Source organism: Streptomyces sp. W16 (assembly GCF_033194735.1).
Classification (GTDB): domain Bacteria; phylum Actinomycetota; class Actinomycetes; order Streptomycetales; family Streptomycetaceae; genus Streptomyces.
The window spans coordinates 1-12,933 of record NZ_JAWOAI010000278.1 but is presented as its reverse complement, the minus strand read 5'-3'; the positions used below and the strand labels follow the sequence as shown (position 1 = coordinate 12,933).

General features: G+C 70.4%; 13 protein-coding genes. 8 read left to right on the top strand and 5 right to left on the bottom strand.

Annotation, left to right across the window (positions count from 1 at the left end):
• The 3 genes from R6V09_RS31045 to R6V09_RS31035 form a co-directional block, all read right to left on the bottom strand.
• A partial coding sequence (locus R6V09_RS31045) for an AfsR/SARP family transcriptional regulator (RefSeq protein WP_317884776.1) occupies window positions 1-307 on the bottom strand: 307 nt, incomplete at its 3' end.
• An 89-nt stretch (window positions 308-396) separates the two neighbouring features.
• On the bottom strand, window positions 397-1,131 hold the full coding sequence (locus tag R6V09_RS31040; protein WP_317884775.1) for a TIGR03943 family putative permease subunit: 735 nt from the start codon (window positions 1,129-1,131) through the stop codon (window positions 397-399).
• Window positions 1,128-2,171, bottom strand: a complete 1,044-nt coding sequence (locus tag R6V09_RS31035) for a permease (RefSeq protein WP_442810185.1) — start codon at window positions 2,169-2,171, stop codon at window positions 1,128-1,130. Before R6V09_RS31035 ends, R6V09_RS31040 begins: the two co-directional genes overlap by 4 nt.
• Before the next feature lie 110 nt (window positions 2,172-2,281).
• Here R6V09_RS31035 and R6V09_RS31030 point away from each other — a divergent pair, with 110 nt between their 5' ends.
• The gene (locus R6V09_RS31030; protein ID WP_317884774.1) at window positions 2,282-3,124 is read left to right on the top strand and encodes a PhzF family phenazine biosynthesis protein; all 843 of its coding nucleotides are present in this window, start codon (window positions 2,282-2,284) and stop codon (window positions 3,122-3,124) included.
• 15 nt (window positions 3,125-3,139) lie between these two features.
• On the opposite strand, the gene R6V09_RS31025 is transcribed toward R6V09_RS31030, so the two are convergent.
• Window positions 3,140-3,841, bottom strand: coding sequence for a FadR/GntR family transcriptional regulator (locus R6V09_RS31025; protein WP_317884773.1), 702 nt, complete (start codon window positions 3,839-3,841; stop codon window positions 3,140-3,142).
• 299 nt (window positions 3,842-4,140) lie between these two features.
• On the opposite strand from R6V09_RS31025, the gene R6V09_RS31020 reads away from it, so the two are divergent.
• The 7 genes from R6V09_RS31020 to R6V09_RS30990 are packed head-to-tail and all read left to right on the top strand — an operon-like array spanning window position 4,141 to window position 11,349.
• Window positions 4,141-5,037 (top strand): proline iminopeptidase-family hydrolase, encoded by an 897-nt coding sequence (locus R6V09_RS31020; protein ID WP_317884772.1) that lies wholly within the window; start codon window positions 4,141-4,143, stop codon window positions 5,035-5,037.
• Window positions 5,038-5,083: 46 nt separating this feature from the next.
• Complete coding sequence (locus R6V09_RS31015; protein WP_317884771.1) at window positions 5,084-6,811, top strand: ABC transporter substrate-binding protein; 1,728 nt, start codon at window positions 5,084-5,086, stop codon at window positions 6,809-6,811.
• Window positions 6,808-7,836, top strand: a complete 1,029-nt coding sequence (locus tag R6V09_RS31010; protein ID WP_317884770.1) for an ABC transporter permease — start codon at window positions 6,808-6,810, stop codon at window positions 7,834-7,836. The genes R6V09_RS31015 and R6V09_RS31010 overlap by 4 nt, the downstream gene beginning before the upstream one ends.
• 5 nt (window positions 7,837-7,841) lie before the next feature.
• Window positions 7,842-8,810 (top strand): ABC transporter permease, encoded by a 969-nt coding sequence (locus R6V09_RS31005; protein WP_317884769.1) that lies wholly within the window; start codon window positions 7,842-7,844, stop codon window positions 8,808-8,810.
• Window positions 8,803-9,846 carry an ABC transporter ATP-binding protein gene (locus tag R6V09_RS31000; protein WP_317884768.1) on the top strand — a complete coding sequence of 348 codons (1,044 nt, stop codon included), beginning with the start codon at window positions 8,803-8,805 and terminating at the stop codon, window positions 9,844-9,846. The genes R6V09_RS31005 and R6V09_RS31000 overlap by 8 nt, the downstream gene beginning before the upstream one ends.
• Window positions 9,843-10,850: an ABC transporter ATP-binding protein gene (locus tag R6V09_RS30995; protein ID WP_317884767.1), complete on the top strand. Its 1,008-nt coding sequence runs from the start codon at window positions 9,843-9,845 to the stop codon at window positions 10,848-10,850. Before R6V09_RS31000 ends, R6V09_RS30995 begins: the two co-directional genes overlap by 4 nt.
• A 34-nt stretch (window positions 10,851-10,884) precedes the next feature.
• Complete coding sequence (locus R6V09_RS30990) at window positions 10,885-11,349, top strand: DUF5990 family protein (protein WP_317884766.1); 465 nt, start codon at window positions 10,885-10,887, stop codon at window positions 11,347-11,349.
• A gap of 6 nt (window positions 11,350-11,355) precedes the next feature.
• Here the strand turns inward: R6V09_RS30990 and R6V09_RS30985 are convergent.
• Window positions 11,356-12,933, bottom strand: a 1,578-nt coding sequence (locus R6V09_RS30985; RefSeq protein WP_317884765.1) for an LCP family protein, incomplete at its 5' end; no start/stop codon positions are given.

Genomic DNA, 12,933 nt, shown 5'->3' with positions numbered 1-12,933 from the left:
GCGTGGCGTGCAGCCGCAGGGCGGAGCTGTCGACCTGGTCCTCGGCGAGGGTGAGCCGGTAGCCGGTCGGTGTGCTGGCGATGACGTCGGCGCCCAGCTGGGCGCGGGCCCGGGACACCAGGACCTGGACCGCCTTGCCCGGCCGTTCCGGCAACTCGTCCGGCCACAGCCCCGCCACCAGACGCTCGGTGCTGCAGCCGGTGCGCAGATCGGCGGCGAGCAGCGCGAGGAGGCCGCGGAGCCGGGGCGCGGTGACTTCCTGTCCGCGGTGGGCGACGCGGGGCAGCAAGGTCAGATCGGTGGTCACCCGTGCAGATTAGCCAAGGTCGGGGCGTCGCGGCTCCTGCCGTGAGCCGCCCGTCGTCCCAACCCCCCTGTCGGCAAAGGCGGTTCGCGTCACCGGGAGGGGGTGAGGGGCAGGTCGTCCGTGAAGGCGTTGACGGGTTGGGCGATGGGCCGGGTGGCGTGGACGTCGAGGGCCGCCGCCGCAGACTTCGTGCCGAGGGCGCCCCGGGGGTGCCAGGTTCCGGTGACGGCCAGCCAGGTGTTGGCGGGCGGGGCGGGGGTGCCGTACATCCGGATCCTGACCGTCTGTGCGTCCGCCGCGCAGCAGGTGAAGATGATGCGGGTCAGGTCCCAGCCGCCCTGTCCCGGTGTCACGAAGCCGGTCATCTCGACGGTACGGCCCTTGATGGCCCGTTCCTTGTCCTGCTGGACCCGGGTGGTGAAGTCCGTGAGGGTCATCGGGAGGGGTGAGGTCGCGGGCAGTGCGGCGAACCGCTTCTGCTGCTTGACGGTCTCGCTGCCGGCGTGCGCCGCCGTGTAGGCGCCGAGGGCGGGTGGGGCGTAGAGGAGGAGGCTGAGCGCGGGGAGGAAGAGCAGCCAGGCGATGCGGGGTGCGGTGGAGTGGTCGTGCCCGTGGGCGTGGTGGTGCTCGTCCGCGTCGTCGGGGGCGCCGCGGTCGAGCGCCGCGTGGGTCAGGCCCAGCAGCAGGAGGAGTACGCCGGAGATGATCAGCAGCGGGCGCAGGCCCTCCTTGACGTAGCGCAGGTAGAGGTCGGTGAAGAGGGCGGTGTGCAGCAGGCCCAAGCCGGTCAGGACCAGGAGCGTGATTTGCGCGGTGCGCTTCACAGCAGGGCACCTCCGATCAGGACGCTGGCGGCCACGGCCACGACGGTGGTCGCGGTGGAGAAGCGCACCGCGAACGCCCGGCCGAAGGTGCCGGCCTGCAGGGCGATCAGCTTCAGGTCCACCATCGGGCCCACGACCATGAAGGCCAGCCGGGCGGTGGGCGAGAAGCCGGTGAGCGAGGCGGCGACGAACGCGTCGGCCTCGGAGCAGACCGCGAGGACGACGGCGAGCCCGGCCAGGAACAGCACGGACAGCCAGGGCGAGCCGGAGAAGGTGTCGAGGACGGAGCGCGGGACGGTCACGTTGAAGGTCGCCGCGGCCATGGCGCCCAGCACGAGGAAGCCGCCGGCGTGCAGGAAGTCGTGCTGGAAACCGAGCCGGAACTCCCTGAAGCGGCTGTGTCCGTGCTGGTGTCCGGTGTGCCGGGCGACCGGGCGCAGCCATTCCGTGCGGCCGAGCCAGAGCCACAGCCAGCCCATGACGGCGGCGGTGGCGAGCGAGGCGAGCAGTCGGGCCAGCACCATGGCGGGGCTGCCGGGGAAGGCGACGGCGGTGGCGGTCAGCACGATCGGGTTGATCGCGGGCGCCGACAGCAGGAACGCGAAGGCGGCGGCCGGGGTGACGCCCCGGCGGATCAGGCTGTTGGCGACGGGTACGGACGCGCATTCGCAGCCTGGCAGGACGGCTCCGGCGAGCCCGGCCACGGGGACGGCGAGCACGGCGCGCCTGGGCAGCACCTTGGTGAACAGGTCGGCCGGCACAAAGGCGTTGATCGCCCCGGACAGGGCGGTGCCCAGGAGGAGGAAGGGCAGCGCCTGCACGGTGATGGCCAGGCACACGGTGCGCCAGGCGGCCACGGCGGGGCCGTTCAGCCACGGTGTGCCCGACAGTACGAGGACAGTCGCCGCCAGACCGAGCGCGATGACGACGGCCGTTGTCGGCGGGGGCCTGCGGAGGACGCGGCGCCGTCGCTCGGGTGGGCGGACGGCGGCCGGGATCACCGTCTCCGTCACATCAAGCAGCTCATCCGTTTTTGGCATTTTTGCTCCGAATGTCTGATGTTGTGACCGAACATAGCGAGGAGTACGGCCGCTGCCGCGCCCACACGCCGTCCGGACCGCAGGTCGGGGCTCGGGAGTACGGTTCTCGTGTGATCAGCCGACTGCCCGTCACCGTCGTGCGCGCATGTCTGCGTGACGGCCAGGGCGGCAGTCCGACCGTGGTGCTGGACGAGGCGCCGTTGAGCGACGAGGAGCGGTGCCGGATACCGGTTCTCGCCGGGACGTCGCACGCCGTCTTCGTCGCGGCGCGCGGATCGGCCGTGTCCCTTCGCTTCTTCACCGCCGAAGGCGAACTGCCCGCGTGCGGGCACGGTACGGTCGCCGCCCTGGCCTTCCTCGCGGAGCGGGCCGGCGACACCGAGTACCGGGCCACTCTGCGGGCGGCGGGGCGCACCTTCGCCGGCCGGGCCGTACGGGAGGAGGCACTCTTCCGTGCCGCCTTCGCTTCGGGGCCGGTCGAGTTGCGCGACCCCAGCGCGGCCGAGTGCGGGCTCGTTCTGCCGACGCTGGGAATCACCCCGGACACGCTCGTGCCCGGCGTGCGTGTCGCCTCGGTCGGGCGGGCGCGGCTGCTGGTTCCGGTCGCGACGCGCTCCGCTCTCGCCGCGCTCGCCCCGGACTTCGGACAACTCCGGTCGGCCTGCGACGAGTTCGGATTCCTCGGCTGCTACGTCCACTCGGTGCCGTCGCGCTCCGGCCGGATCGCGGCGCGCATGTTCGCGCCGTCGATCGGTGTCCCGGAGGACATCGCGAACGCCAACAGCACTGCCTGTCTCGCCGCCGACCTGGCGGGTCGGGGCGTCACCGGGATCGCCGTCGACATGGGCGACTCCCTCGGCAGCCCCGCCACGATCACGGCGACGGCGCGGCCCGGGGCGGCCGTAGAGGTGGGCGGCACCGCGGAGGTCACGGACGTGATCCTGCTGCCGTAGCCGACGGAGGCCGGTCTAGCTCGCCCGGACCCTCGCCAGCACGTCGCGGATCAGGTCGGCGCTGATCGTGAAGTGACCCCGGGCGATCTCCTCGGCACGCTCGGGCTCGCCCGCCGCGATGGCCTCGTACAGGGCCTTGTGGTCCTCGCCGCCCTGGTGGAAGTGGGTCTGCTCGCCCTTGCCCCAGGGTTCGACCGGGAAGCCGAGGCTGATCCGGGCCAGCAGGTCCTGGCTGAGGTTGACGATCTGCGGGTTGCCCGTGGCGGTGCGGACGGCCTGATGGAAGGCGCTGTCGGCGGTGTGGGCGTCGCGGGCGCTGCTCGCGGAGAGGTACGCGGACAGGGCGTCCCGCATGGGTTCGAGGTGCTTCGGGCTACGGCGCCGGGCTGCCGTCGCGGCCACCATGCCCTCGACCAGGCCCCGCAGGTCGAAGAGTTGCTCGAACTCCTCCCAGCGGGGCAGCAGGGTGTGCCGGACGGCGGCCGCAGTCGACTCGGTCCAGCTGTCGCGGACGTAGGTGCCGCCGTTGCGCCCGCGGCGGATCTCGACGACGCCGACGGCCTGGAGGCGGGCGACCGCCTCGCGCACGGTGGGGCGGCTGACCCGGAGCAGACCGGTGAGTTCGCGCTCGGCCGGGAGACGTTCGCCGGGCAGGAAGTCGCCGACGGCGATCGCGGTGAGGAGGCGGTCGGAGACCTCGTCGACCGCCGACGCCACCCGGACCGGGCGCAGCGCGGAGGACGGGGAGCCGCCGAGGAGGACGCGGTCGAGGACGCGTGAGAACTCGTCGCCCGCTTCGGATGCCTCAGGTACGGATGTCAGCTGTCCTCCCCCTTCAATGCCGCTTCTGTAAACGCGGGCGGGCCACGTGAACTCGCCGTTACGTCTTGCCCAGCCCCCGCTAAAAGGTCTTGTGCGCTGACCTTTTACCCAATCACCATCACAGCCATCCGTCACTTCCTTTTCCGTTTCCGCCAGAGGCCGGCTCGCGTCCGGCCCGTCTGGGAGGCCCTCGCGTGGCGATTCCCGAACCGAATCACATCGGCACCGTCGACTTCAACGGCCATTCCACCTGGTACCGGATCACCGGCGAGCCCGGCAGGACCCCGCTGGTCGTCCTGCACGGCGGACCCGGCGCCGGTCACAACTACACGCTCAGCATCGCGGGCATCGCCGAGCAGGGACGCCAGGTGGTGCACTACGACCAGCTCGGCACCGGGCTGTCCACCCATCTGCCCGACGAGGGCGCCGACTTCTGGACCGTGCAGCTCTTCCTCGACGAACTCGACAATCTCCTCAAGGCCTTGGGCATCGCCGACGGCTACCACCTCCTCGGCCAGTCCTGGGGTGGAATGCTCGCCGCCGAGCACGCCGTACGACGGCCGGCCGGGCTGCGCGGTCTGGTCATCGCCAACTCCCCCGCGTCCATGGAGCTGTGGCTCGCGGCGGCGGCCGAACTCCGCGGCCAACTACCCCCCGAGGTGCAGCGGACCCTGCTCGCCCACGAGGCGGCCGGGACCACCGACCACCCCGACTACCTCGCCGCCGAACAGGTCTTCAACGAGCGCCATGTGTGCCGACTGAGCCCCAACCCGCCCGAGGTGCAGGCGACTTGGGAGAACATCGCGGCCGATCCGACCGTGTACCACACGATGAACGGGCCGAACGAGTTCCATGTCGTCGGCACCATGAAGGACTGGTCCGTGATCGACCGGCTGCATCTGGTCGAGGCACCGACCCTGCTGGTGTCCGGCCGGTACGACGAGGCGACTCCCGAGACCCTGCGCCCGTTCGCCGACCACATCCCCGACGTGCGCTGGCACATGTTCGAGCGCTCCAGCCACATGCCGCACGTCGAGGAGGAGGAGCTCTACCTCCGGGTCGTGGGCACCTTCCTCGACTCCACCGACTGATCCCCCGGCCCACCCAACAACCGTTCCCCCGACGGGAGTTCCCTGGATGTCCCGCAGCACGAGACGGAGCGCGTTCGCCGCCGCCACCGTCGCCCTCGCCCTGACCACCGCCGCCTGTTCGTCCTCCGACAGCGGCTCCTCCGACCCGACCACCTCGTCGTCCTCGTCGGCGTCCGGCTCCTCCGCGTTCCAGCCGCAGCACAAGGGCGGGACGTTGGAACTTGTGGCTCACGCCGCGGCGGGCAGCCTCGATCCACAGGTCAACTACACGCTGCAGTACTGGCAGTTGTACCAGTCGATGTACGACGGGCTGCTCTCCTTCAAGAAGGTCGGCGGGCAGGAGTCGTTCACCGTCGTCCCGGACCTCGCCGTGGCACTGCCGAAGGTCACCAACGGCGGCAAGACGTACACCTTCACGCTCCGCAAGGGCATCACCTTCTCCAACGGCAAGGCCCTGACCACCGACGACGTGGTGGCGTCCTTCCAGCGCATCTTCAAGGTCTCCAGCCCCACCGCCGGCACCTTCTACAACGGCATCGTCGGCGCCACCGCCTGCCTGAAGACGCCCGCGTCCTGCACGCTCAAGGGCGGTGTGACCGGCGACGCGAAGGCCAACACCGTCACCATCAACCTGACAGCGGCGGACTCGGAGTTCCCGTACAAGCTGGCCGTCCCGCACGCCAGCATCCTGCCGAAGGACTCGCCGGCGAAGGACGCGGGCACGAAGCCGCTGCCGACGACCGGCCCGTACATGGCGGCCTCGTACGACCCGAACCGCGCGCTGAAGCTGGTGCGCAACCCGCACTTCAAGGAGTGGTCGCGGGAGGCAGAACCACAGGGTTACCCGGACCAGATCGACTACACCTTCGGGCAGACCGTCGAGTCCGAGGTGACCGCCGTCGAGAACGGCCAGGCGGACTGGATGTTCGACGCGCCGCCCGCCGACCGCCTCAACGAGATCGGCACCAAGTACACGTCCCAGGCGCACGTGAACCCGCTGACCGCGTTCTGGTACGCGACGCTGAACGTCAACTCGGCCCCGTTCAACAACAAGTTGGCGCGCCAGGCCATCAACTACGCCGTGGACAGGTCCGCCGTGGTCAGGCTCTACGGCGGCACCAACCTCGCCTCCCCCGCGTGCACGATCCTGCCGCCGGGCTTCCCCGGGCACGTCGACTCGTGCGACTACACCAAGGGCGGCGGCAAGACCTGGACGGCCGCGGACCTGGCCAAGGCCAAGGCGCTGGTGAAGCAGTCCGGTACGGCGGGCCAGGCGGTCGGCATCGTCACCCAGGACGACGACGTCAACAAGTCGATCGGGCAGTACCTGCAGAGCCTGCTCACCCAGCTCGGCTACAAGGCGACGCTCAAGCCGCTGTCGGCGAACATCCAGTTCACCTACATCCAGAACACCAAGAACAAGGTCCAACTCGCCCTGACGTCCTGGTACCAGGACTATCCGGCGGCCTCGGACTTCCTCAACGTGCTGTTCTCCTGCGCCGCGTTCCACCCCGGCAGCGACTCCAGCATCAATATCTCGGGTTTCTGCGACAAGGGCGTCGACGCGAAGATGCAGACCGCGCTGAAGACCGCGCAGACCGACCCGACGGCGGCGAACAAGCAGTGGGGCGCGATCGACCAGACGATCATGCAGCAGTCCCCGGTCGTCCCGCTGATCAACCCGAAGATCATCGACTTCACGTCGAAGCGGCTGGGCAACTACAGCTTCAGCAAGCAGTTCTACATGCTCGTCGGCCAGACATGGGTCAAGTGAGCACCGCCGCACCCGAGTTGGCCACCCCGGAGGCCCGGCGCTCGCCGGGCCCCTGGCGGACGGCCGGCGCCGACCTCCTGCACAACAGGTCGGCGCCGGCCGCGGCCGTCGTCCTGTTCCTCGTCGTGCTGGCGACCCTGTGCGCGCCGCTGTACGCGCACCACATCGCCCACACCGACCCCTTCCAGTCCCATGTCTCCGGCACCACGGTCGTAGACGGGAAAACCGTGCCGGTGCTCACCCCGAGCAGCACCGGCCTCGGCCTCGGCGTCACTCCGATCGGCCCGACCTGGGACCCCGCCCACTACTTCCTCGGCGCCGACAACCAGGGCCGCGACGTCATGGCCAGGCTGCTCTACGGCGGCCGGACGAGCCTGTTCATCGGGTTCACGGCGGCGCTGCTCACCTGCGCCCTCGGTACGGTCGTCGGAGTCGTCGCCGGGTACGCGGGCGGTGTCGTGGACGCGGTCATCTCCCGTGTCCTGGACGTCATTTGGGCGTTCCCGGTGTACCTGCTGGCGATCTGCCTGTCGGTCGTCCTCCTCACCGACGGGCTGCACCTCGGCCCGCTCACCGTCGAGGCGGGAAGTCTCTGGCTGCCCGTCGCGATCATCGCGGCGGTCTATGTGCCGTACATCGCCCGGCCGTTGCGCGGTCAGGTGCTGGTGCTGCGCAACAAGGAGTACATCCAGGCGGCCATCGGCTCCGGGGCGCCGACCGTGCGCATCCTGCGCCGCGAAGTACTGCCGAACGTCCTGCCCACAGCGATCGTGTTCGTCCCGCTGATGACCGCGCTCGCCATGCTGACCGAGTCGGCGCTGTCCTTCCTGTCCGTAGGTGTGCAGCCGCCGGACGCCAGTTGGGGCACGATCATCGAGGACGGCCTCGGGCTGCTCTACACCCGGCCCGCCGTGACGATCGCACCCGGCCTGCTGATCGCGCTGACCACGGCGGCCCTCAACGTCCTCGGTGACGGCGTGCGCGACGCGCTCGACCCGGGCGCCCGGCTGCGCGGAGGGGTGTGACGGTCATGCTCCGGTTCATCGTCAAACGCTTCGCGTCCGCCCTGCTGGTGATGTTCGCGATCAGTGTGCTGGTCTTCCTGATCTTCTTCGCCACACCAGGAGTTGACCCCGCGGCGCGCATCGCCGGGCGCAACGCCGACCCGGCCACCCTCGCCCAGGTCCGGCATTCCTTCGGCCTCGACCGCCCCATGCCCACCCGCTACTTGCTGATGATGCGTCACCTTCTCATCGACCGTGACCTGGAGTCGTTCGTCAACCGCGGCTCCCGCGTCATCCCGCAGATCGTGCAGGCCACCCCGGTGACCCTCTCGCTCGTCATCGGCGCCGCGCTCATCTGGATGACGGCCGGCATCGTCATGGGCACGGCGGCTGCGGCCCTGCGCGGCAAGGCGGCCGACCCGCTGATCATGCTCGTCGGCGTGGTCGGGGTCTCCCTGCCGGCCTACTGGCTCGGCGAGGTCGTCAACCTCATCACCCAGAAGCAGCTGCACAGTTCGGTCTTCTCCTGGGTACCGCCACCCGGGTACGTCGACCTGAGCCACGACCCCGGCCAGTGGGCCCTGCACCTGCTCTTCCCGTGGCTGACCCTCGCGCTCCTGTACGCCGGGATCTACGCCCGGCTGCTGCGCGGCGAGGTCGTCACCGCGCTGAACGAGGACTACGTCCGCACCGCGCGCGCCAAGGGCCTCTCCGAGCGCCGCATCCTGATCCGGCACGCCCTGCGCTGCTCCCTCATCCCGATCGTGTCGCTGTTCGGCCTGGACTTCGGCGCGCTCGTGGGCGGCGCCGCGCTGCTCACCGAGGTGGTCTTCGGCCTCCCCGGCATCGGCAAGCTCACCTTCGACGCCCTCCAGAACCTGGACCTCCCCGTGATCATGGGCACCGTCCTGTACGCGGCGTTCTTCGTGGTCCTCGCCAACGCGCTGGTGGACATCCTGTACGCCCGACTCGACCCGAGGGCCCGCCATGCCTGACCAACCCCTGCTGGACGTACGCGACTTGAAGGTGTCCTTCCGCACCCGCCGAGGCTCCGTCACCGTCGTCGACGGCCTGTCCTTCTCGGTGTCCCCCGGCGAAATCCTGGGCGTCGTGGGCGAATCGGGCTCCGGCAAGAGCGTCTCGATGCTCGCCGTGCTGCGCCTGCTGACCAGTCCGAACGTGACCGTCGAGGGCGAAGTCCGGTTCCGTGGCCGCGACTTGCTCACCCTCCCCGACAAGGAGATGCGCGCGATACGGGGCCGGGAGATCGCCATGGTCTTCCAGGACCCGATGACCGCGCTCACCCCCGTGTACACGGTGGGCTGGCAGATCGCCGAGCAGATCCGGGCGCACGAGAAGGTGTCCCGCAAGGAGGCCCACACGCGTGCCGTCAGCCTGCTCTCCGACGTCGGCATCCCCGACGCGGCCTCCCGTGCGAACGCCTACCCGCACGAGTTCTCCGGCGGTATGCGGCAGCGCGCGGTCATCGCGATGGCCCTCTCCTGCGGCCCCGCGCTGCTGATCGCCGACGAGCCGACCACGGCCCTGGACGTGACGGTCCAGGCCCAAATACTCAACCTGATGCGGGAGTTGAACACGCAGGGCTCGGCGGTGGTCCTCATCACGCACGACATGGGCGTGATCTCGCAGATCGCCGACCGGGTCCTGGTCATGTACGGCGGCCGGGCTGCCGAGGAGGGCCCACGCCGGGCGGTGTTCCACGGACCGCGGCACCCGTACACCTGGGGGCTGCTCGACTCGGTGCCCCGCGTTGGAGGACCCCGGCTGCGGCGGCTGCCCACCATCGCGGGGATGCCGGTCGCACCGGGGAGCCTGCCGGAGGGCTGCGCGTTCGCGCCCCGGTGCCGATTGCGGCACGACCGGTGCGAGGAGCGGCCCGCGTTGTCGACGGGGGCGGGCTCCCACCGGGACGCCTGCTGGCTGCCGGGCGACGACCGCGCCTCGCTGCGCCTGACTTCCCGCGCGGCGGCGACGGACGTACCGGACAAGGAACGAGAGGCCACACCATGAGCGCGCCGACGACATCGACAGACGTGCTGCTGCGCGCCACGGACGTCACCAAGCACTACGCCCTGCGCGCGGACGGGCTCTCCGCGCGCCGCAGGGTGCTGCGGGCCGTGGACGGTGTGTCGTTGGAGGTGCGCGCCGGGGAGACACTCGGCATCGTCGGCGAGTCGGGCTGCGGCAAGTCCACGCTCGGCCGCTGTCTGGTCCGGCTCACCGAACTCACGGGCGGGCGAGTCGAGTTCGACGGCCGGGACATCAGCACGCTCTCCACGCGGCGACTGCGCCCCGTCCGTCCGGGCATGCAGTTGGTGTTCCAGGACCCGCAGGCCTCGCTCAACCCCCGCCGCCGCGCCGGGGACATCGTCGCGGAGCCACTGCTCGTGCACCGCTACGGCGACGGGGCCGCCGTGCGCCGTCGGGTCGCCGAGCTCTTCGACGTCGTAGGGCTGGCTTCGGCCCATCTGGACCGCTATCCGCACGAGTTCTCCGGTGGTCAGCGGCAACGCATCGGGATCGCGCGGGCGTTGGCGACGAACCCGAAGCTGATCGTCGCCGACGAACCGGTGTCGGCGCTCGATGTGTCGATCCAGGCGCAGGTGTTGAACCTGTTCGCGGATCTGCAGGAGGAGTTCGCGCTCACCTACGTGTTCATCGCGCACGACCTCGGGGTGGTCCGGCATGTGTCGGACCGGATCGCGGTCATGTATCTCGGGGAGATCGTCGAACTCGCCGAGACGGAGGCCCTGTACAAGGAGCCCGCGCATCCCTACACGCAGGCGCTGCTGTCGGCGGTCCCGGACATCGACGACGGCACGCTCACCGACGAGACGCCCCGGGAGCGCATCGTCCTCACCGGGGAGGTGCCCAACCCGGTGGACAAGCCGACGGGGTGCCCGTTCCGCACACGCTGCCCCTACGCACGCGAGCGCTGTGCCGTGGAGCGCCCCCGGCTGACCATGACTGCTTCCGGGCGCCACACCGCCTGCCACTTCCCCTTGATCGACTGAGGGTACGGAGGGCGGACCCTGCATGATGGCCCGTATGCACCTCCGCATCGACGCCGTCGACCTGCCCGGCCGTACCTTCCCCGCCCCCGCCGACAAGCCCGTCGCGACGTACGACAACGTCCATGTCGCCGTGCAGCGCCGGGACCGGCCGGCCGAACTCCTCGACCCGCAGCCGGGGGACGCCGTGTCCACGACCTGGACGCTGGAGTGCACGGCAGAGGCCACGCCGGACGGCATCGTGGTAACGGGCCCCTATGTGCAGCACCGGATGGGTCTGCGGTTCGTCTATCTGTCGTGGGGGACGGTCGACGCGGCCGGTCTCTTCACCATGTTCCGGCGCGCCAAGCTCATGCTCGACTCCGTGCCCGCCGACGTCCTGGCCGCCGCCGCGAGCGAGGGCCTGCTCGTCGGCCGCCTCGGTCTGACCGACGCCAACGGCGGCCCGTTGTGCGCGCGGGTGGATCCCCCGCACATCACCTGGACCGCCGCCGCCGGCTAGCCGTGGTCAGGACGCCGAGTCCTTCTTGTTCGTCGCCGCCCGGTACGCCTGGGTCGGGGTCATCGCGACGCCGTTCAGGCTGACCGTCTTGTAGGTGCTGACCTCGGCGCACTTCGACTGGTCGGCGGTCGCGGCCTTGGCGTTGGAGGTGGCCGCCTTGGTGTCGGCCGGGGCCGGGGACGAGGAGGCGCCGGGGAGCGTCGTACCGCTGGGCCAGTCCGTGCCGATCACCAGGGTCAGACCGGTGCCGGTGCCCTGCTTGAGGTGCGAGGAGCCGAGACCGACCGCCTTGGCCACGGTCTGGGCCTCGGCCTTCTGCCCGGTGCCGTAGGTGAGGGTGGTCGTGGTCGCGCTGACGGAGGCGTTGCCGGTGGTGGTGTCGGAACTGAAGCCGCCGTCTATCAGTGCGGTGGCGACGGTGGAGGCCCGGCCGCTGATGCTGGTGCCGTTCTCCACCGTGACGGCGATCTGCGCGGCCGGTACGGCGGCTGCCGTGGCGGTCGCGGTCGCCGCCGCCGACTTCTTGCCGGACGAGCTGGTCAGCGACTGGTCGTTGGCGATCGTCGCGAACAGGCTCTTCGCGGCGGCGGCGGGCACGACCCGGTTGGCGTTGACCGGGTCGGCGCCGGTCTGCATCGTGGTGAACGTCATGCGCTTCGTCGGCACCTTGTCCAGGTCCGCGGCGAGCCCGATGAGCTTCTTGACGGTGCCGAGACCCGTGTCGACGGTGAGCGCCTTGGTGGCGGCGTCGGCCAGGTTGTAGACCGCCGAGGGGTTGGTGAGGGTGCCCGCGCTCTTGAACTTGCGGATCATCGCGCTGAGGAAGATGTGCTGGGAGACGGTACGGCCGAGGTCGCTGCCGTCGCCGAAGCCGTGCCGGGAGCGGACGAACTCCAGGGCCGCGGTGCCCTTGAGGGTGTGGGTGCCCTTGGCCAGCTTCAGGTGCGAGTAGGTGTCGTAGACGTCGGCGTCGACGCACACCGAGACACCGCCGACCGCGTCGGACATCTTCACCACACCGGAGAAGTCCATCTGCACGAAATGGTCGATGGTGATGCCGGTGAGCGCGTGCACGGTCTTGACCTGGCATTCCTGCCCGTACTGCAGCGCGCTGTTGATCTGACCGTAGTAGCCGGCCGTCGACTGGCCGCTCTTGGGGTCCTTGCAGGCGGGGACCTGGGTCATGGTGTCGCGGGGGATGCTCATCACGGTGGCGTTGGAACGGTCCGCCGAGATGTGCACCACCATCTCCACGTCCGCGTTGCCGTTCCCGGACTGCACACCGGTCGTCGAACAGCCGCCGCCGAGCTTGCAGTCGGTCGCGCTGGACCGGGCGTCGCTGCCCATCACCAGGAGGTTGATCGGCGTACGGCCGAAGGCGTCGGCCTTCTCCTTGCCGCCCGCTCCGTCGTCGATCGGGACGCTGTTGATGTTGCCGTTCAGGTGCTCGTAGAACCACCAGCCGGCGCCCGCGGTCACCATGATCAGCACCGACAGGGATATCGCGGTGATCTTCAACACCCGCCTGCCGCGCGGGGGCTGCTTGCGGCGCGAGGCGGCACGACCGGCGGCGCGGGATCCGCC